Annotated in this window: 21 protein-coding genes; 4 read left to right on the forward strand and 17 right to left on the reverse strand. The window is 60.0% G+C overall.

The annotated features are described in order from the left end of the window. The first annotated feature begins 143 nt into the window (after positions 1-143). Positions 144-668, forward strand: coding sequence for a tetratricopeptide repeat protein (locus FFR93_RS28690; RefSeq protein WP_138395641.1), 525 nt, complete (start codon positions 144-146; stop codon positions 666-668). 110 nt (positions 669-778) lie between these two features. Here the strand turns inward: FFR93_RS28690 and FFR93_RS28695 are convergent, their stop codons facing one another. From FFR93_RS28695 to FFR93_RS28760, 14 genes are all read right to left on the reverse strand, one after another. Beyond that, the gene (locus FFR93_RS28695; RefSeq protein ID WP_138395757.1) at positions 779-1,348 is read right to left on the reverse strand and encodes a hypothetical protein; all 570 of its coding nucleotides are present in this window, start codon (positions 1,346-1,348) and stop codon (positions 779-781) included. A gap of 80 nt (positions 1,349-1,428) precedes the next feature. Then, positions 1,429-2,733, reverse strand: a complete 1,305-nt coding sequence (locus FFR93_RS28700) for an AAA family ATPase (RefSeq protein ID WP_138395642.1) — start codon at positions 2,731-2,733, stop codon at positions 1,429-1,431. Positions 2,734-2,748: 15 nt separating this feature from the next. After that, a complete protein-coding gene (locus FFR93_RS28705) occupies positions 2,749-3,693 on the reverse strand; it encodes a type II secretion system F family protein (RefSeq protein ID WP_138395643.1) in 945 nt (314 codons plus the stop codon). 7 nt (positions 3,694-3,700) lie between these two features. Then, a complete protein-coding gene (locus tag FFR93_RS28710) occupies positions 3,701-4,654 on the reverse strand; it encodes a type II secretion system F family protein (RefSeq protein ID WP_138395644.1) in 954 nt (317 codons plus the stop codon). Further along, positions 4,651-6,099, reverse strand: coding sequence for a CpaF family protein (locus FFR93_RS28715; protein WP_138395645.1), 1,449 nt, complete (start codon positions 6,097-6,099; stop codon positions 4,651-4,653). Before FFR93_RS28715 ends, FFR93_RS28710 begins: the two co-directional genes overlap by 4 nt. A gap of 17 nt (positions 6,100-6,116) precedes the next feature. Next, positions 6,117-6,689: a L,D-transpeptidase gene (locus FFR93_RS28720; RefSeq protein WP_138395646.1), complete on the reverse strand. Its 573-nt coding sequence runs from the start codon at positions 6,687-6,689 to the stop codon at positions 6,117-6,119. After that, positions 6,686-7,828, reverse strand: a complete 1,143-nt coding sequence (locus tag FFR93_RS28725; protein ID WP_138395647.1) for a pilus assembly protein — start codon at positions 7,826-7,828, stop codon at positions 6,686-6,688. The genes FFR93_RS28720 and FFR93_RS28725 overlap by 4 nt, the downstream gene beginning before the upstream one ends. A gap of 27 nt (positions 7,829-7,855) precedes the next feature. Next, positions 7,856-8,479, reverse strand: a complete 624-nt coding sequence (locus FFR93_RS28730; RefSeq protein ID WP_138395648.1) for a TadE/TadG family type IV pilus assembly protein — start codon at positions 8,477-8,479, stop codon at positions 7,856-7,858. Next, a complete protein-coding gene (locus tag FFR93_RS28735) occupies positions 8,473-8,952 on the reverse strand; it encodes a TadE/TadG family type IV pilus assembly protein (protein ID WP_138395649.1) in 480 nt (159 codons plus the stop codon). The genes FFR93_RS28730 and FFR93_RS28735 overlap by 7 nt, the downstream gene beginning before the upstream one ends. Next, the gene (locus FFR93_RS28740; protein ID WP_138395650.1) at positions 8,949-10,553 is read right to left on the reverse strand and encodes a TadE/TadG family type IV pilus assembly protein; all 1,605 of its coding nucleotides are present in this window, start codon (positions 10,551-10,553) and stop codon (positions 8,949-8,951) included. Before FFR93_RS28740 ends, FFR93_RS28735 begins: the two co-directional genes overlap by 4 nt. Positions 10,554-10,642: 89 nt before the next feature. Beyond that, the gene (locus FFR93_RS28745) at positions 10,643-10,948 is read right to left on the reverse strand and encodes a hypothetical protein (protein WP_138395651.1); all 306 of its coding nucleotides are present in this window, start codon (positions 10,946-10,948) and stop codon (positions 10,643-10,645) included. Next, positions 10,932-12,419, reverse strand: a complete 1,488-nt coding sequence (locus FFR93_RS28750; protein WP_138395652.1) for a type II and III secretion system protein family protein — start codon at positions 12,417-12,419, stop codon at positions 10,932-10,934. The genes FFR93_RS28745 and FFR93_RS28750 overlap by 17 nt, the downstream gene beginning before the upstream one ends. Before the next feature lie 54 nt (positions 12,420-12,473). Then, on the reverse strand, positions 12,474-13,385 hold the full coding sequence (gene cpaB / locus FFR93_RS28755; RefSeq protein WP_138395653.1) for a Flp pilus assembly protein CpaB: 912 nt from the start codon (positions 13,383-13,385) through the stop codon (positions 12,474-12,476). Between the two features lie 100 nt (positions 13,386-13,485). Beyond that, positions 13,486-13,707, reverse strand: coding sequence for a hypothetical protein (locus FFR93_RS28760; RefSeq protein ID WP_138395654.1), 222 nt, complete (start codon positions 13,705-13,707; stop codon positions 13,486-13,488). 258 nt (positions 13,708-13,965) lie between these two features. Between FFR93_RS28760 and FFR93_RS28765 the strand changes: the two genes are divergently transcribed. Further along, positions 13,966-14,496, forward strand: coding sequence for a prepilin peptidase (locus tag FFR93_RS28765; protein ID WP_138395655.1), 531 nt, complete (start codon positions 13,966-13,968; stop codon positions 14,494-14,496). Between the two features lie 36 nt (positions 14,497-14,532). Here the strand turns inward: FFR93_RS28765 and FFR93_RS28770 are convergent, their stop codons facing one another. Together FFR93_RS28770 and FFR93_RS28775 are read right to left on the reverse strand one after the other, a co-directional pair. Next, positions 14,533-14,733, reverse strand: coding sequence for a hypothetical protein (locus FFR93_RS28770; protein ID WP_138395656.1), 201 nt, complete (start codon positions 14,731-14,733; stop codon positions 14,533-14,535). Positions 14,734-14,792: 59 nt separating this feature from the next. After that, the gene (locus tag FFR93_RS28775; protein WP_138395657.1) at positions 14,793-15,416 is read right to left on the reverse strand and encodes a TetR/AcrR family transcriptional regulator; all 624 of its coding nucleotides are present in this window, start codon (positions 15,414-15,416) and stop codon (positions 14,793-14,795) included. Between the two features lie 127 nt (positions 15,417-15,543). Here FFR93_RS28775 and FFR93_RS28780 point away from each other — a divergent pair, with 127 nt between their 5' ends. Continuing rightward, positions 15,544-15,759: a hypothetical protein gene (locus FFR93_RS28780; protein WP_009994565.1), complete on the forward strand. Its 216-nt coding sequence runs from the start codon at positions 15,544-15,546 to the stop codon at positions 15,757-15,759. A gap of 52 nt (positions 15,760-15,811) precedes the next feature. Here the strand turns inward: FFR93_RS28780 and FFR93_RS28785 are convergent, their stop codons facing one another. Further along, the gene (locus FFR93_RS28785) at positions 15,812-16,339 is read right to left on the reverse strand and encodes a winged helix DNA-binding protein (RefSeq protein WP_138395658.1); all 528 of its coding nucleotides are present in this window, start codon (positions 16,337-16,339) and stop codon (positions 15,812-15,814) included. An 85-nt stretch (positions 16,340-16,424) separates the two neighbouring features. Here FFR93_RS28785 and FFR93_RS28790 point away from each other — a divergent pair, with 85 nt between their 5' ends. Continuing rightward, positions 16,425-20,036: a hydantoinase B/oxoprolinase family protein gene (locus tag FFR93_RS28790; RefSeq protein WP_138395659.1), complete on the forward strand. Its 3,612-nt coding sequence runs from the start codon at positions 16,425-16,427 to the stop codon at positions 20,034-20,036. Positions 20,037-20,101: the final 65 nt, after the last annotated feature.

Here is a 20,101-nt window from a genome sequence, read left to right on the forward strand (position 1 = left end):
GGTGTCTTTCAGCGTAGACCGCATCTGTCGCTTTTTTGCGACTATTCGCTCAAATTCTTGAGTTGTTAGCTTTTTTTTACGATGATTTCCGGTGAACGCATCCGGATCTTAGGTAAAAATGTCTGATGGGGGATCGAGTTGCAATGTTGCAGATCAGAGCTGGAACTAAATGCATTGCGTTTTTGATAGCGGCCGGAGCGGTTTTAGCTGGCTGCCAATCATCCAGCGTCGATGGTCTGGCTGCTTATGGAGATAGTGCAAAGACCCTTGAAGATGACGCAGCCGTCGCCTTCTATAAGAACGACGAGTTGATCACGACCGGCAAGCTGCAGTTTCAGGAAAAGAACTACGGAAAATCCTACGCCATTTACAAGCGGGCGGTTGACGTTTTTCCGCAGGATCCGGCCGCTTGGTTGGGCTTGGCAGCCTCCGCCGACATGGTTGCCCGCTTCGACACCTCTGACCGCGCCTATCAGCAACTCTCGCGGATGATCGGCAATACTCCGGTCTACTACAACAATATCGGATATTCTCACCTTTTACGCGGTGATTTGCGCAATGCCAGACGGTATTTCCTGAAAGCCTATGAGCTTGACCCCGGAAACGAGGTCACTGCCCGCAATCTCGAATTGATGAAGAACAGCGTCAATCACCCTCAGCGGGGCTAGGCCCCTTCAGCGACCGATCAATCCGCGTCGAGATAGAGCTGCTCTTGCCGCACTGCGAGCATCGGCGGGGCGTCCGCCGATTGCTTTGAAGGTTTCGGTGAGATCGGCGTTTACCGTGCCTTCCGAAGGATGAGCTGGCCTTCGGGCGAGAGTGTGCGTTCGTAACGCGGGAGGTTATCGACGGCAATACCCCCGGCTTCGATCGACGCAAGAGTGCTATCCGGAGTTTCGGTTTCCGCTGGCACGGCACGGGGTGCGAAAAATTGTGCCGGCTCCTTGCCGGGCGCGCTGAGGACCAAAGCTGAACCCATGCGGGTACCGCTTATGTCGGTGCGCATCCGTTCATTCATCGACAAGATAGCCTTCTGCAGGCTTTCCATCTCCTGGCGGACAAGTGCGAGTTCGTCGGCCTTGGCATTGTCCGCAATGTGGTGCGACTGCTTGTCTAATTGTCCTTTGAGGCCGTCGATGGACCTTTTGAGCGCGGCGATGGTCTCGCGGCTCTCGCGAACATCCGCTGAGTTCTTGGCGGTATAGATGAGAACGCCAGCATTCACTGGCAAGAGCATGAGGATCAAACCGACGAGCAGCGGGTTTCTTGAGCCTTTCGGCTCCGGTGCTCGCAGATGGCTTGGTTTTGCGCCGTCGACTTCGACGTCGATATTCGGGATGCCGGTCATGCGTTTACTCCCCCGTAAGTCATCACATCCGCTTGGACACATTGTCCAGGAAAAGGCCGCGATCAGCGCCAAGTCCGCACTCATTCCGACGTAAATACACCTTCCCACGCCCGTTCGAGCATATCGAGCGACGCGATTCTCGCCAAGCCGTTGAACTCGCAGTAAGAACCGACAAAATCGAGAAGATATTTGGGATGATAGCACGACGCTAGCACATCGCCGTTGTACTTGCGATCGTAGAACAGGCTCAGCTCTGAATCAGAGACAGCCAATCCGGTGCCGCTGGCATAGGATTTAAAAATTCTGATATATTCGTCGCGCGACGGCGTGTTGACAAAGATCTTGTATTTTAGGCGCCGCAAGCCCGCCTCGTCCGAGAGGTCCTTCGGTGCGATATTGGTCGAAAATACCACCAGTTCGTCAAAGGGAACCTTGAACTTCTTGCCGGTGTGCAGCGTCAGGAAGTCATATCCGCGCTCGAGAGGCACAATCCAGCGATTGATGAGCGCCTGCGGCGCCACTTGCTGGCGCCCGAAGTCGTCGATGATGAAAACGCCGCCTGATGCCTTCAAGTGTATGGGCGCTTCATAGACATTCGGTCCTGCGTTGAAGATGAGATCGAGCTGATCGAGGGTCAATTCCCCGCCCGTCTTGATCACCGGACGGCGGCATTCGATCCATCGTTGATCCGCTTTCGGATGGGCTTCGCTGACAGCCTCGGATACGGGGAGATGGACTGCTTCGTCATAGAAACTGATGACATGGCCGCCCACTTCGATGGCATAGGGCACCCAGATCGTTTGGCGAAACAGCTGCGACGTGCGCTCGGCGATGCTCGTTTTTCCGTTGCCGGGCGGTCCGTAGAGCAGGATAGAGCGACCGGAGTTGATGGCCGGCCCGAGCTTTTCGACCAGGGCGTCTGAAAGCACCAGCCCGTGAAGACTATCGGTCAGCCGCTCCGGGGTCACGCGCTCGTGATGGATGGACTGCAAACCCAGTTGCCGGCAGAACGCGTCGAGCGGCACCGGCGCCGGCCCGACATATTGGGATTGACGCGACGCCGCATGGGCATATTCGAACCCCTTCATCGACAGCGCGTATCGAACATCGGATCGAACATCCTCGCCGGCCAGGCCGCGAGCCTCGAGGTAGGCGAGTTTCACGAGCTCCTTGATCAGCATATTGACGATCACCTTCGGCAATTTCATCCGGTCAGCGAGATGAGATGCCGTGGTCGTATCCTGCTCGGCCGCACATTTTGACGCCAGCCGAAGCAGGAACGACGGGTCCAATCCCGCTTGTTCCATGCTTGCCGGTGCCAGTGGCATACGCGGATCGAGGGAAATGATTGCATCATTACGATTGTTTTCGAGCGAATACTGCATATGACCTCGCTTGGCTCAACCGCCGGGTTTCATGCTGACGAGAAGCATGACGACGCGGATAACAACAGGTACGAGAACGATGACGAGGCTCACCGGAAAAAGGAACGCGCCGAGCGGCAGCAGCATCTTGACCGGCAGGGCGTTCGCCTTCTCCTCCGCGCGAACAATCCGCAGATCGCGCATTTCCTTGCTGTAGACCCGCAGCGTCTGCGTTACGCTGGTTCCGAGTTCCTCCGATTGACGGAACAGAACCGAAAGGGCCCTGGCCTCGTCAATCCTCAGGCGGGTGGCAAGGTTGGAGAGCGCCTCGCGCAAACGCCGGCCGCCCCGCACTTCCAGCATCATGATCGAGAGATGCAGGCCGAAATCCTGCTGCTTGTCGACGAATTCCCGGGCCACGCGGTTGGCCGCCGCCTCGATGCTCATGCCTGCATCGAGGCAGACGATCAGCATATCCATAAAGTCGGGAAAGAGGCGGCGGTACTCCCGCTCCTTGGCGGCGCCACGCCGGTCGATGTAGATGTTGACGAGAATGAAGGTCGCACCCGCAGCAAACATGGCAACGAACAGGGTCGCCATTTGCGACATAGCAGGCGCGACCCGGTTCAGGGCCCAGACCGTCGCGACGAGCATGCTGATACAGACGACCGCGCGAACCACCTGGAAGGTGGTCACGGCGCCGGCAGCGAAGTACCCTGCCCTGATCAGCCGGTTCTGGGTGGAGTTCACATTGGTGTCACGCCGGGTAATCTCGAAATAGCGACGGATCAGGCGATTTTCCGCCTCGCCGAGATCGGCAATCGTCGCATCGCCAAGGTGGAACTCCTGGCCTGTTGCCGACGAGCTCTTCGACACCCGAACCGAGACCTCGCGTTGTCGAAAAAACAATTCCGATGCTGCCGCAGTAAATATCAGCACTGCAAAGAAGAGGATGAGGTAAATTCCATACTCACTCGACATGACCGCCTCAGTACTCGAAGTTGACCATCTTGTAGAGAATGACATTGCCAATCGCCATGACGGTGAGCAGCACGCTCACAATGGCGGTGCCGTAGCCGCTCTCCCAGACGGGATCGAAGTAGGTCGGCGACAATGCCTTGATCATCGCATAGAGCAGAAACGGATAGACCGACATGAAGATCGCCGTGATGCGTCCCTCTGACGAAATCGCCCTGACCTTTGCCTTCAGCATCGTCCGGTCTCGCAGCGTCTTCGAAAGGTTCTGCAAGATCTCCACGAGATTTCCGCCGGTTCCCGCCTGTACGCTCAGCGATATCGCCAAGAGGTTGAGATCCTCGGCGCCGACCCGATCCGCCAAGTTGAGGAGGGCATCGTCCAGGCTCACGCCGTAGGTGAGTTCATCCGAGAGCAGGCCGAACTCGGTGCCGATCGGATCAGGCATCTCGCGTGCCACCAAAGAAATCGCCGCCGGCAGAGGGTGGCCGGCGGCCAAGCTGCGATTGGCGACATCGAGCGCTTCAGGAAGCTTCAGTTCGAATTTCTTCAGGCGGCGCGCCCGTGCGCGCCAGACGACGAGTGCGGGGATGAGAAGGCAGATCAGGAGGAAGACGGGTATTTTGAGCAGTGTGCTCGGCACTAGGAACTGGACGACCAGCCACGTCAGAAGTGCACCAGCGATCGCGAAGAGAGCAAACCTCTTGGCATCGAACTTAATGCCCGACTGCGCGTAGAACCGCAGCAGCCGCTGCATTACGGGGATTTGCCGCCAGCTGCCGGCAACCCCGCGCTCCTTGAGCATGTCGCTATAGGTCTTGCGATGATCATCGCTGACCTCGAGCAATCTCAGCCGATGGTTTACAGCCCGGTGGCGTTCGGATGTCTTGAAGTAGCCGCGCATGACCGCTTCGACAGCAACAAGGGCCGCGGTGAAAACGGCCGCGTATAGCAGGGTCAGCATCATTGGACGGGTCCCGTTTGCAGCGGTTTACCGGGATCGAAAATCGCCACAGGGATCTCAATCCCGAGTTCGGCAAATTCCTCGACGAACCGCGGCCTGATGCCGGTGGCGCGGAATTCTCCATGGATCCGCCCGCCTTCATCGGTACCAATTTTCTTGAATTTCATGATCTCCTGCATCTGCACGACTTCGCCCTCCATGCCGGTGATCTCGGAAATCGAGACAACTTTGCGGCTGCCGTCGCTCAGGCGCTGGACCTGCACGATGATGGTGATGGCGGACGAGATCTGCGAGCGAATGCTCAACTGCGACATCGGCATCCCGGCCATGCCGACCATCTGCTCGAGCCGACCGACGGCGTCGCGGGGCGTGTTGGCGTGAATGGTCGTCATCGACCCCTCGTGACCGGTATTCATCGCCTGCAGCATGTCGAACGCCTCGTCGCCGCGTACTTCGCCAACGATGATGCGGTCGGGACGCATGCGGAGGGCGTTCTTCAAAAGTTCGCGCTGGCGGATCTCGTTGCGTCCGTCGAGCGTCGGCGGACGGGTTTCCAAACGCCCGACATGTGGCTGCTGCAGTTGAAGCTCGGCCGCGTCCTCGATGGTGATTAGGCGCTCCTTTGGAGAAATCTGCGACGAGAGAGCATTGAGCAAGGTGGTCTTGCCGGAACCGGTGCCGCCTGAGATCACCATGGACACCTTGCCCTTGACCGCGGCGCTGAGAAGGACGCGCATCGCATCGGCCATGGCGCCATATTGCACAAGGCGCTCCATTGTCAGCGGCTTGCGGGTGAATTTGCGAATGGAAACGAGCGGTCCATCGACCGAGATCGGCCTGATGGCGACGTTGACACGCGAGCCATCCTTGAGGCGGGCGTCAACCATCGGCGTCGACTCATCGACGCGGCGGCCGACCGCCGAGACGATCTTGTTGATCACCCGAAGGAGATGGTCCTCGTCTTTGAACCGCACTGCGGTGCTCTCGAGCTTGCCGCTCCGCTCGACATAGACGCTGTTGTAGCCGTTGATGAGAATATCTGCGATCGTGTCGTCGGCCAGCAGCGGCTCTATCGGTCCAAGCCCGAGCATCTCATCGGTGATATCGCGGATCAGATCGTTGATTTCCCTGGCGTTCAGCGGGAAATTGTTGCTCCGGATATAATCCTTGACCAACGGTCGGATTTCGGTGGCGATCTCCTCGTTGTCGAGCGTGTCGAGGATCCCGAGGTTGATGCGGTCGAGCAGGTAGCGGTGCAGATTGACCCGCTCGGAAACCATGTCCGGCCCGAGCGAGGCTTCTTCGCCGCTTGCCGTGGCGGTGTCAGAGACCGGTTGGGCAGGCATGTCCTGAACTGCGACTGGAGATGGTTCGATCGCCTCCGGATGTTCCCGGCTTTCAGGTTCCTGCTGATGCTTGTAGAAACGCCCAATGATTCCGGTCGCCATGCTTCCCACCCCCCGAACTATTTTACAATGACCGTGGAACCGATTTTCACCCTCTCATAGAGATCGATGACGTCGGCATTGCTCATGCGAAAACAGCCCGATGACGCAAAACCGCCGACCGTCGACTGCTCGTTCGTTCCGTGAATGCGGTAGAGTGTATCGGTGCTGTCCTTGTAGAGATAGATCCCGCGCGCGCCCAATGGATTGAGTGGTCCGGCAGGCACCAGGTCCGGAAGTCCGGCTGAGCGCGCCTTCATCTCGGCAGGCGGGCGCCAGTCGGGCCACTCAGCCTTGCGTCCAACCTTGACGATACCGCTCCAGCGAAATCCGTCTCGTCCAACGCCGATCTTGTAGCGGATCGCGCGTCCATCGGAGATGACGAGATCCAGCGTACGGTTCGCGGTGACGATGACGATTGTCCCAGCCGCGTAGCTTTTTTCGATCGTCACCACGGCGCTTGTCGTCGGCCCAAGGCTTCGTGGTACCAGCCCGCCTGCCCCGGCATCCCCGGCAGCGGCCAGAATTGCTAAAGCCACCCGGCTGACATCGGTGGCGCGGGGCCTTGTCCGCCCACTGTCGATCGCCTTCATCGCACCAGTGCCCCAAGTTTACCGACCGCGCCGCAGAAACGCGCCCTGGAATTCACCTGAAATGGCAGCACGCCGCGATTGACCGCCTCGCTCAAAGTATCCCAGTCATCTCCGATGACATGCGTCGGGATCTCCTTGAATATCTTCGCCGTTTGTTGCCGGCGCAGGCCGAGGCCGAAAAGCTTGCTGCGGTATTTGTTGATTACGATGAAAATCTGATCCGAATTGCCTCGCAGCCGTACCAGATTGGTAAACAAATCCTTGGCTTGAGAAAGCGCAGGGACAGTCATTTCGGTGACGATGCAGATGCTGTTGACCGAAGCGAGCACCTCGAATTTCCAGGGCGTGTCATAATAGGGAATGTCGATGATCGTGTGGTCGCTCTCGAAGGCGGCCACGTCGAGCATGCGCAGCACGAGCTCACGGCCCTTCGGCGCCAGAAGGACGGATGGCTGCTTGAAGGACAGCAGTGAAAAGCCCCCCGAATGACGCTTTCTGACCAGATCGATGAATTCCAGATCGACCCGGGAAGGATTGGCGATGACCGGTTTCAAGTCGTAGTCGTTGACAAGGTTGAGATAGTAGCCCAGCGCACCGGAGCAAAAATCCGTGTCGAACAAGTCGATCCGCGGCGTGGAATTCTTGGTCGGCTGGGCCAGCACATGCGCGAGCGACGAAGCGATCATACTGGCGCCGGCGCCGCCGACGGCTGAGACCACCGCATGCACGCGGCTGTCGCTCGCCCCTGTGCCTGGCGCATGGGTCGAAATCATGTCGATCAGTGCGCGGCGCTCGAGCGGTTTCTTCAGCCAGTCTTTGCCGTTCAGGCGAAAAAGCAGCCGCAGCATGTCGTCCGGCAGGTCTTCGGAAACGACGACGAGCGGGATGTCCCGATAGCTGGTGCGAAAGGTGAAGAGTTCCGGTTGCTGCAGCAATTTCCCGTTGTCGACGTCGAGAACGATCAGGTCGAACTGCGTCGGATCGAACCGGCCCTTTTCTCCGAGCGCCTTCAGCGAGAGATGGCGGACATCGTAGCGCGACAGCGACCCGAACGTATCGAGCATGAAACTTGCTGCAGCCGCGTCGTCGGAGAGAACCAGGATTTTGGTGGATGCGGCAATGTTCATGTGAGCTGTCATTTTCGCTTTCCTACGCGTAACAAGGGGTCAGCAGGTTGAACAGGTCTTCAGATCTTCGGTCGTGATCGTCACCGGATGAGCCGGAACGGTAACGTCGTTAAGTCCCAACAGCCCGCCGAGGATCGGCAGATCGAAGGTGACGTCGCGCACCTCCAGCCGCATCGTCAGCACGGGCCCGTCCGGCCGGCCCCAATAGCCCAGCCCCGATCGCTGGTAAGTAACCATCAGCTTATCCGGGGTGATGCGCCAGTTGAGGTCGCAAATGCCGGGGTGCGGATCAGTTCCCACATTGCAAGCGCCGTCGCTTCCCAGAACGATCCGGTTCAATGCCGCCGTGCAGTTGGCAAGAGCCGGTCCGCAGGTCGAGGATATTGTTGCATCGTTCGGCGCCGCTTTGCCGTTGTTGAGCGGGTTGGCAGCTTCGATCGGGAAAACGGCATCGAAGTTCGTCGTCACCGGGTCGGATACCGCCGCCAAACGGGCACCATATTGCAATGCCTTGACCGTCTGATTCCACTGCGACATGGCATAACCGAACTCGATGAAGGTGGCGAATACCAGCAGGACGATCGGAAAGGTCAGCAATGCTTCGACGAGGCTGGCACCACTGCTATCGCTCCAGAATGCCTTGATCGCCCGTAAGCTCACCATCCGATGTATCTCTCTTCGTGAAAGGAACTGATGGTGATGGCGTCGAGTCCGAGAAAGCCGAACACCGGCGAGCTCTTGTAGAGATGCGCAGTCGAAAGAGTGATGTTGCCGTCCGCATCCGGAGCTGTGATGATGATGTCGGCAGGGTCCTTCCAGTCGGGTACGCGGGGTTCAGCGTCTGCCGCAGGTGTTTGCGTTCCATAAAAGGCGATCGTCTTCGCAGTCGCCTCGTTACATGTCGGCACATAGGTTCCCGACACCGGTCGGCAGCGCGAAAGGTAACGTCCTGCATCCCGCAAGCCTGCGTCGATCTGCATGCGTTGCCAGAAGATGCTGCCAAACTCCAATATGGCAGCAGCAAAGAGCGTCATAAAGGGGACCGCGAGCAGCGCTTCGGCAAGCACTGCGCCTTCCTCCCGCCGCCAGAAGCCGAGGCAAAGCCGATGCCGGATGAAATTGCGGAGCGCCATCATCTGACCAGCTCCGCTTCTTCCCGCAGGAATTCGTCCAGCGTGCCGCGACCACCCTTGCCGGTGATGTCGATCATCTCCAGGGAAAGGTATCGTTCGCTGGCAACTTTTATCGCCGGCTTGGTCAGGAACATGCGCGCGAAGGCCACGGCGCGCGTAGCCTTATGGCCGTTTAGATGGCCGACGGAGGCTTCATAACCACAATTGACAATGGCTGAGAATATCTCGCGGCGATCGCCATATTCGTCCGCCGTATAGTTCGAAAGGTCCGGGCCGCTATAGCACTGGCCGCCCGTTGTCGGCGTTCCAGTCTCACCATTCGCCGAGGCATGGTTGATGAGAGAGGGAGTTGCGAGCTCGTAGCGATAAACATCGTAAGCGGACGGTTGGCTTGGTGTTCCCGTCGCCTGCGGGGGATAACTGGAGTAGTTGCTGAGGACCGTGCTCGTCGAGGGCGCTGCCGTTCCCTGCGCGACGTTCCAATAGGTCATGTACTGCCAATTATTGCCGCTGCTGATCTTGCCGCCGGCAAGTGAAGTCATGCCCGCCCCATAGCCGAGCGGCAAAGCCTTGGTTGCGTCGCCGACAACATCCCCGACCATGATCGGATCGTAAGTATCGCAGCTCTTCTTTCCGTTGCTGCTGATTGTCTGAGCGGAGCGTACGTTTTGGGCAGGTCGATAGCGGTAATCGCCGTTCACCTTGTTGAACGATGAGGAGTAAAAGCCGAAGCGCGTATTCACGCCATCCTCGACAGGCCCCGCCTTTGCGCCGGTTTCCGTATCGAGGCTGTCCTGTGTGTAGCAGGTACCGGGATTGCCGGTGGCAAGAGCCTCCGCCAGCACGGACGCTCCATTGCCCAAAGGGGTCCGCAGGAAGCCGAAATTGCCGGGGCCGGGATTGGACGCAGCGGTGCTGTGAAGTTCGATCTGTCGCCCATAGAGATTGCCGGCCGCAAAATTGGTGTGCAAGGCGGCAGCTGCGTCTTCGCTGGCGCTTTCACTCGTGTTCCCCACCGGCTCGAACGGATTGCAGATAAAGATCGGCGTCACGTCGCAGGCGCTGGCGTGGTATACCGCCACGGCGTCTGCAGCAATGTTGATCGTGTTGCGGGTGAAGCCGACCGGGATCGGAAAGATCGTCTGCATCGCCTGCGGCTTGGCGATGACCCAGGCGTAGGACGCTTCGCTGGCCGTTGTCGTTTCCATTGAAGACGGGATCGGCGTATCGTCGTCGGCCGGGATGTCCTTCAGGAAAAGCACGGTTACAGTGCTCCCCGCGTCGTTTCCGGCGTCATAGGTCACGATTATATTCGAGCCGAGGGACATGCCGGTCCCACCCCCGGAGAAAGCCGCGCTGTTGGCGATTTTCTCGATCGCCGTCTGCGCCCGCGAAATGGCATCATCGCGGCCATCGAGTTCACGGGCCCCGGCCAGCGCCATCGCATCGACTGCGTTCTGAAGATCAGTATGCAGGTTGCTGCTGCGGCCGACGTCGATGATGAGCAGCGAAAAACCGAGAAGCATTGGCATGGCGATGAGCGTCAAGGCGATGACATAGCCGCGATGATCGTTCCAGAACCGTCTGACAAGCCTGCTCAGCATTGGCATACCCCCATCACCGCGCTATCGCCGTGACGCCCCCCTTGCATTTTCCCTTCCGGCCCGCTGCCGCCGTTCGTGCCTTCCGCCAGTTACTGGCTGGCAGCCGCTCCGTTGGAGGCTGCATTTGCCCCCATGGCCGGCGACGACTGAACAACGCTCGGCCCGCCGTTCTGATATTGAGTGACCACCCTGCGAATCACCTTGCCGTCGCTTGCGATTCGAGTTCGCTGGGCTTCCGGCGGGAACGGGTCCTCGATATGGATGGCCTTGTTTGCCTCCATGGCATTGCCAGCCCCGAAGGTGATCGTGTCGCGATGATTCATGTAGTCGGCGCAGCCGGAAGCGAGGCCGGCGGCTGCAAGGACAAGAAGGAGGCGCTTAGCGTTTTGTAGCAACGGCTTGGCCTCCGAGGTTCAGATCGAGACGATGGCCATAGGGTCCAGTCACACCTACGCCATTGCGAAAGCGTCGAAGCATGTCCTTGTCGACTTCCATGACACCGAGTGCGAAAAGCTCGACGTCATTGGACGAACGCGTCTGATCGAGCGGACTGTAGAGATCCTCGCCGGGGCGCGCCGGTCGCACTATGTGCGGGGTGACGACGATAACGAGATCGGATTCTTTCTTCTGGAAACTCGTCGAACGAAACAGTGCGCCGAGGACCGGTATCTTCCCGAGCCCCGGCAATTGCTGGATGTCTTTGGCATTGATCGACTGCAGCAGGCCCGCCATCGCAAAGCTCTGGCCGTCGCGAAGCGCTACCGTGGTGCTGGCCGCGCGCGAGATAAAACCGGGATTTCCGTTGACGTTGATCGATGGATCCAGCTCGGAAACCTCAGGCTCGATCTCCAAATTGATGACGCCGTCGTCAAGGACCACCGGCTTGAAGGTCAGCCGCACACCGAAAGGGCGATAGTCCGTCTCGGTGGCCACCGTCGAACCGTTGTTCGTCGTCTTCAGGATCGGCACTTCGCCGCCGGCATGGAAGCTGGCGGTCGAGCCGCTCATGGCGATGAGGTTCGGCTGAGCCAGGCGACGCACCAATCCCTTCTGCTCGAGCGCATTGATGACGACGTCGATGTTACCGCCCGAGATTTGCAGCACCTTGGCGATCAACTGGCCGAAGGGCAGCGCGCCCGTTGCCGCACCCTTGGGGTCAAGAAGGGTACGCACGAGATTGCCGTCATCGTCCACGCCGATACCCTGGCTGGTCGTTGCCTTGCCGATACCGTTTCTGCCCTGCCCGGACCAACCGATTCCGAGGTCACGACCCGTCTGGCGCGAGGCTTCGATGACACGGACCTCAAGCATCACCTGCTGGCTGTCACCGACGCGCAGCTGGTTCAGCACCGGCTGGTCGGAATAGGACTGGGCGACTTCCATCACCCGCTGCAGTTCGATGCCGTCACGGACCATGCCCGTCAGGCGAATGCGATCGTTGGAATTGATTACCCTGACCCGCGCCGAGGGCGCGGCAGAGCGAATGGCGGCGGCGACCTCGGTGAAATCGCTGGCAACGCGGATGTCGATGACGCCGAGAAGCGACTTATCATCGCCATAGACCGAGATATTGGTGGCTCCGGTCTTCTTGCCGCGGATGAACAGCGACCGGTCGGAAAGCGGCACCACGTCGATCAAATCAGCGCTGCCGATGACGAGATCGCCGAAAGGCTGGCCGGTATTGAGGGTCAGCGTCTCGTTCGGAGGCAACGTCACATGCTGGACCGATTTGCCGAGCGTGACGAACTTTTCCTGTGCGTTGGCGCAGCCGGCAAATCCTGGCCCTAAACACACACAGGCCGAAAACACTGCCGCTAGTGCCGCAAGGCTTTTCGTCCTTGCGCTTCTTCCCTTGCCGTTCGCCATGCCTGTTTTAGCCCCTCCTTCGACCGGCCGCACCTGCGGCATGCCGCATCAATATCACTGGCCGACTCGGTGCTCCTCGCGCTTCGTCGTGTTCCAGACTCCCACTGTCACCCATTTTGGCTCAACCGGCAACACTGGCTCGACCTTCTGCTCCGCAATCTGCACTTGTTTTTCAGGTTCTGGCAACTTAATATTTTCCAGATCCTTGCTAAGCTCCGTCGCCATCGCCCCGCCACCGAGGTCGGCGACAGTGATCGGCCGGGTCTGTTCGATAGAGGAAGAGGCAACATTGCGAAGCGCCAGCGAGAGCGTGCCGATGCTGGAACCGAGGGTAAGGCGCTGGGCCTCATCGGTCGTGACCTCGAAAGTTACGGTTTTGACGACGGATGGTTCGTCCTTGCGTTCGTCTGCCGTCTGGTCCACCGCAAGGACCTTGACGCCTTGCAGCAACACGTCGACGAAGGTCTGGTCGTTGCCTGCCGGGCCGCGCACGACCCGAGTCAGAAGTACGTCGACGCGATCGGAAGGCCTGACGAAGCCGGCAACGCCGAGCACGTCGTTGACGCGGATGGAGATCGCCTTCATGCCCTGGTCGAGCGCCGCCGACAGCGTAGCGCGTTCGCCGGTGCCAGTGATTTTCGAGGATAGCACCGGTTCGCCAGGGTCGATTGCCGCCATGGCATAACGCGGCTGGGCATCGTTGCCGACAACCAGATCGATGCTGACAAACGAGCCTGCGGGTGTTTCATTGGAAGGCCAGGGAATGGCCCTGAGATTTTCGGAACGAACTCGATCACCGAAGCGCATTGGCGTGGCGGCGACAACGAGTGTTCTTTCCTCAGCCTTGATGCCGTTCATGGCCAGCAATCGGGCTTTCTGATCGGAGAGGTACGCGCGCATGCCGAAAACTGCTGCTGCTGCAAGTACAAACGCAACAACCAGACTTAAAATCGTGGAAGAACGCATCGCGGTTACTCGCTACACTGGACGGAACGCATCCATTCATTTTTGCTAATTTAGAAGGGAGGGGTTAACAAAGACCCCTCTCTTCTTCGAACGCCGAGTATCAGGCGCCGCCGCCGCCTGGTGCCGGGACAACTGGGGCCGTCAGGTTGGTGGTAAACCAACCAGCCCAGCCGTTCCAAACGGTAGCCAGATTGGTGCCGGCCAATGTCACCGCGCCGATCACACCGCCAACCAGCAAGGCAAGCAGAATGAGGTATTCAGTAAGTGCGACGCCATCTTCTTCCCGCGCGAAAGCGCGTACGCTGTTTACAAATGCTTTCATCGAGAATTTACCTCCCAGGTAAGTAGTGCGCCGTAATTTCCCCCGGCACCTTGTCGTCGAGACCGCCCCTTCGACTGGGAATATTAATAATCTGTTAAGTCTAATTTAGTCAAATCTTTTATAGGCGAACTGGCGATATCTATACTTTATGGTTAAAACGAAAATGGAAGAATCGACCGTAAACACCGACTTGTTCGCCGGAATCGAGTGCCCATAACTTACATAGCAAGACTAAAATAGCCCAAGAGGTTGTAGCCTATGCTGCTAATGGTCGATATTATTAGTTCGCTTACAGTATTTCTTTTTCTCTACGCCGCCTGGAGCGATTTCCGTACATGGAAGATCCCCAACGCCGTCGTGCTCGCGCTCGTAACACTTTATGCCCTGCGGGCGGCGGCCTTGATACTTGGCTCCAAGGATGTCGGCGCGGCGCTGTTTGCTTCGAGCGGAATCGGTGGCGACATAGGGGCCGGTCTGCTGATGTTCATGCTTGGGGTAGCGCTCTGGGCGTTCCGGCTGTTTGGCGCAGGAGACGCCAAGCTTTTCCTGCCGATCGGCCTATTTATAGGATGGCATGGAATGCTGCCGTTTGCGGTGTCGCTCCTTGTCCTCGGCATCGCGACGCTGCTGGCCCTGCGGCTGCCGGTTCCGCTGCCCGTTGCACATCTCGCCTTCTTCATGCGCATTGCGGAAATTCGGACGAGCCGGAAGATACCCTATGGCGTCATCATGGTTTTCGCCACGCTCCTGACCATGGCCTTGCCCATGATCCGACAGCAGCTGCAGTGAGCTGAATCGCACAGGCGCACCCACAGAAGCTGCAATCTAACCCGGAAAGGCTCTCGCCGTCCTGTTCTCCAGCGCGGCGATTTCATCGGAGACCTCGCTCAATCGCTGATGCAGGTCGCTGTCAGTGCCGTCATCGACCTCTTCCTCGCCGAAACAATAGCGTGCCTCGTGGAGCTCGAGCTTGGCTTCGAGCTCGGCGCGTCTGGCGTATAGGCGTTTGAGATAGGCGTAGTTCATCTCCCGGTCTCCGCATCGTCCGGTGATAGAAAAACGGTGTGGATGCAGTAAGGTTCCGATCAGGAGAAAGAAGCGATCGCTGCTCTGCAAGCCTTGGCGAAATGGCCGCAACAGCCGGCGGCGCCCATAGCCTGGCGACTGACGCGCGCGCCTTCGAGCAGCAGCGTCAGCGTATCGGCAAGAAGTTGAGGTTCGCGCGCACCGGCCGCCGAACAGAGTGCGGCGAGGTGATCGCGCTGCGCGGCCTTGTGCCGCTCGATCATTTCGTGGGCGGGATGGCCCTCCCCCTTGAGCTCGATGGCGGCGTTGGCGAGATCGCAGCCGGCCGGCTCGCCGTTCAGACACTGCGCCCGCATCTCCACCCAGGCGTCCAGCTGGGCGCGGGGATCGCCGGGATAAGCGGCCTCCAGATCGCGCCAGATGGCATCGGCCTTTTCGGAGGCACGCCGCAGCGTCTCGCAGACGAGTTCGTCCTTCGAGCCGAAATGGCGGTAGAGCGTCATCTTGTTGGTCAGGGCGGCGTCGGCGATGGCATCGACGCCGATGCCGCGAATGCCGCGCTCACGGAAAAGCTCCAGGGCCGTCGAGACGATGCGCTCCCGCGGCGGGATGCGATCTTCTGAAACGGCTGTGGAGATTTCATTCGAAGTTTCTGATTTTTTTGCGGACGAAGTCCTTGACATCAATGTGACCGATCGGTAACAACAGCATTGTTACTTACCGGTAACACCACGGGTCGCGAAAGTCAATGCCGAGGGCTGGCAGCGAAACGTGGAACACGGGCGACCGCCCACGAAAGGAGGACAAGCCATGAGAAAGACCAGAGACGACCTGACGATATCCGAAGCCCTTCGCGACCCCCTGATCGCCATGGTGTTGCGCGCCGACGGCGTGAAGCTTGAGGACTTCAAGCAACTCCTGGAGACGGCCGCCGGTAAACGCGAACCGCGCCCGACGCCGGTGGGCAAGATGATCGGAGCGCTTGCGAGCCGCGCCAATCTGCCGGCGATGCCCTGCTTCGGCTGAAAAGCCGCCTGAACACCGGGGGATCTCTCCCTGCCCCCGACAAGGGCTGTCGTCACAGAGAGGCGGCGGCCCTTGCTGCTTGATCGTAGTGTCCGGACAGCGTCCTGAGCGTGGCCGCGACCGCCGATGTCGCCCTGGCATCGAGCCCGATGCCCCTCATGGACTCCACCAGCAACGCCTCCCGCACCGCCCGGTATTTCAGACAGGTTTCAAAGCCCTTGTCTGTGGCGCTGATCAACTTCTCCTTGCCCGCCCGCGCGCTTTTCACGAGACCACGTTTTTCCAGCTTCTTCAGCGCATAAATCACCAGATGCGTATCGTCGACGCCGAGCACGCTGCAGAGATCGGCGAGCCGCTTCGGCCGCTGCCGGTGAGCCACCGAATGCAACACGAGCACGTCGATGGCGGCGCAGCCGGGCTCGCCCGCCGCCGTCATGCAGCGCACCATCCAGCGGTCGAAGGCGTTGCCGGCGAGGATCAGGCCGAACTCCAGCTCCGAAAGGGCGGGAAGCGCGCCGTCGGCCAGATGTGCGGAGGAGACGATCGGCCCGATTGCCGGCTGTATACGCTCACCTGCCATTCCCTTTCCTCCATGAACAAGAAGCCAACGTTGACATTTTACCGATAAATCGTCAATAAATTTCCAGGAACCAGGAGGTTGGAAGATGAGCAGACAGTGGGATTTCTGGATCGATCGCGGCGGTACTTTCACCGACATCGTCGCCCGTCGTCCCGACGGTTCGCTTGTCGCCCACAAGCTGCTTTCGGAAAATCCGGAAGCCTATCGCGACCCGGCGGTGCACGGCATCCGCGAATTGCTCGGCCTTAAGCCCGGTCAGCAGATCCCCTCCGATCTTGTCGGCGCCGTGAAGATGGGAACGACGGTCGCCACCAACGCCCTGCTGGAACGCAAGGGCGACCCCACCCTGCTGGTGACCACGAAAGGTTTCCGCGATGCCCTGGAGATCGGCTACCAGGCCCGCACCGATATTTTCGCCAAGAAAATTATTAAACCCGAACTGCTCTATGCCGATGTCATCGAGGCCGACGAGCGCGTTCTGGCGGATGGCACGATAGAACGCCCCCTCTCGGAGGACGATCTGCGACGCGAACTGGAAGCAGCCTATGAGCAGGGGCTGCGCGCCGTCGCCATCGTTTTCATGCACGCCTACCGCTATCCCCGGCACGAGCAGCAGGCAGCCGCCATTGCGCGCGAGATCGGTTTCACGCAGGTCTCGCCCTCGCACGTCGTCTCGCCGCTGATCAAGCTGGTTGGCCGCGGCGACACCGCCGTCGTCGATGCCTATCTGTCCCCGGTTCTCCGGCGCTATGTCGATCAGGTCGCCGCAGAACTCGGCGCCGTCGAAGGAAAAGGTCCGAAGCTGATGTTCATGCAGTCTTCGGGCGGGCTGACCGATGCGCATCTTTTCCAGGGGAAGGATGCAATCCTTTCAGGCCCCGCGGGCGGAGTGGTCGGCGCGGTCGAGGTCTCGCGCATCGCCGGTTTCGAAAGGATGATCGGCTTCGACATGGGCGGCACCTCGACGGACGTTTCGCATTATGACGGAGAGCTGGAACGCGCTTTCGAGACCGAAGTCGCCGGCGTGCGCATGCGTGCGCCGATGATGAAGATCCACACCGTAGCAGCCGGCGGCGGCTCGATCCTGAGCTATGATGGGTCACGCTTCCGCGTCGGCCCGGAATCGGCCGGCGCCTCGCCCGGCCCGAAATCCTATCGCCGCGGCGGACCGCTGGCCGTCACCGACGCCAACATCATGACCGGCAAGCTGTTGCCGGAATTCTTCCCCGAGATCTTCGGGCCGGAGCAGGACGAGCCGCTCGATGCCGAAGCGGTGCGTTCCGCCTTTGCCGAGATGGCGCAGCATATCGGCGGCGGACGGACGGCTGAAGAGGTCGCCGACGGCTTCCTCGCCATCGCCGTCGAGAACATGGCCAATGCCATCAAGAAGATCTCCGTCCAGCGCGGCTATGACGTCTCGGACTATGCGCTCACCTGCTTCGGCGGCGCCGGCGGCCAGCACGCCTGCCTCGTCGCCGACAGCCTCGGCATGAAGACGGTGCTGATCCATCCCTTCTCCGGCATCCTCTCGGCCTACGGCATGGGGCTCGCCGATATCCGCGCCACACGCCAGCGCGCGGTGTTGACGGAACTCTCAACGGCCTTGACGGCGATTGGCGGCATCAGGACCGAGTTGGAGGAAGAGGTGCGCGGAGAGTTGATGCTGCAGGGCGTCGAAGCTGGCGACATGGAAGTCGTCACCCGCCTGCACCTGCAATATAAGGGCACCGACACGGCCCTGCCCGTCGCCTTTGGGCCGCAGGAGGAGATGGCGCAAGCCTTTGCCGTCGCCCATAAGAAGCAGTTCGGCTTCACCTTCGACGACCGGCCTGTCGTTGTCGATTCCATCGAAGTCGAAGGCATCGGCGGCGGCGCCGATATCGAGGAGGCAGACTCACAGGCGGCGATCTTCGCGCCGGAAGCGCTTCGCACGACCCGCTTCTATTCCGGCGGAACCTGGCACGAGGCCGGCATTTTTACGCGTGATGCGCTGAAGCCGGGCGCCGTCGTCAAGGGGCCTGCCCTCATCATCGAAGCGCATCAGACCATCGTCGTCGAGGCCGGCTGGCACGCACGCCTTACCGGCCACGACCACATCGTTCTCACCCGTGAGACCGCACTTTCCCGAAATGCCGCGATCGGGACCAGCGCCGACCCCGTCATGCTCGAAGTCTTCAACAACCTGTTCATGGCGATCGCCGAGCAGATGGGCGTGACGCTGCAGAACACCGCCCATTCGGTCAATATCAAGGAGCGGCTCGACTTCTCCTGCGCGGTTTTCGACCGCACCGGCGCACTAGTCGCCAATGCGCCGCATATGCCGGTGCATCTCGGCTCCATGGACCGCTCGGTCGAAACGATCATCCGCCTCAATGAAGGCCGCATTCGTCCGGGCGACGTTTTCGCGCTAAACGCGCCCTATAATGGCGGTACGCATCTGCCCGACATCACCGTCGTCACGCCAGTATTCGACGATGCGGGAGAGACCATCCTCTTTTACGTCGCCTCGCGCGGCCATCATGCCGATATCGGCGGCAAGGCGCCGGGTTCGATGACGCCGCGGGCGACTGTCGTCGACGAGGAGGGCGTGCTGATCGATAATTTCCTGCTGGTCGACAAGGGGCGTTTCCGCGAAGCCGAATTCGCGGCGATGCTCAGAGACCATCCCTATCCCGCCCGCAATCCCGCCCAGAACCTCGCCGACGTGAAGGCGCAGATCGCCGCCAACGAAAAGGGCGTTCAGGAATTGCGCAAGATGGTCGCCCATTTCGGGCTCGACGTCGTCGAAGCCTATATGGGCCATGTCCAGGACAATGCCGAGGAAAGCGTTCGCCGGGTGATCGCCCGCTTGAGCGACAGCGAATTCACCTATCGCACCGACCAGGGTGCCGTCATCAAGGTGAAGATCACCGTCGACAGGACGGCGCGCGAGGCGACGGTCGATTTCACCGGCACGAGCGCTCAGCAACCGACCAATTTCAATGCACCGGAACCGGTGACGCGCGCCGCCGTGCTCTACGTCTTCCGCGTCATGGTCGAGCAGCCGATTCCAATGAATGCCGGCTGCCTGCGGCCGATCCGGATCATCGTGCCGGACGGTTCGATGCTGCGCCCGGCCTATCCGGCCGCCGTCGTCGCCGGCAATGTCGAGACGAGCCAGCATGTGACGAATGCGCTGTTCGGGGCGCTCGGGACGCTCGCGGCGGCCCAGGGCTCGATGAACAACCTGACCTTCGGCAACACTGTTTATCAATATTACGAAACGATCTGCTCCGGCGGCCCCGCCGGCCTGCTCAACGACGGCACCGGCTTCAGCGGCGTCGACGGCGTGCATACCCACATGACCAATTCGCGGCTGACCGATCCCGAGGTGCTGGAATTCCGATTTCCCGTCGTGCTGGAAGATTTTCACATCCGCCGCGGCTCCGGTGGCAGAGGACAATACAGCTCCGGCGGCGGGACCGAGCGAACCATCCGCTTTCGGGAAATGATGGATTGCAGCATTCTCTCCTCACACCGAACGATCCGGCCTTTCGGCCTCTCCGGAGGGGAAGACGGACAATTGGGGAAAACCGAGATCCGCCGAGCAGACGGTAAGCTCGAAAGGCTGGAAGGCTGCGACCAGGCAATGCTCGCCGCCGGCGACGCCGTGATCATCACGACGCCGACCGGCGGTGGCTACGGCAAGCCTCACTGAAGCGCCCATCCTACCAGAACGTGATTACGCGCTTCAGCTCCTTGTTTTCATGCATGCCTTTGTCC

Origin of the sequence: Rhizobium sp. MHM7A, from assembly GCF_005862215.1 — a bacterium.
Lineage (GTDB): Bacteria > Pseudomonadota > Alphaproteobacteria > Rhizobiales > Rhizobiaceae > Rhizobium > Rhizobium bangladeshense.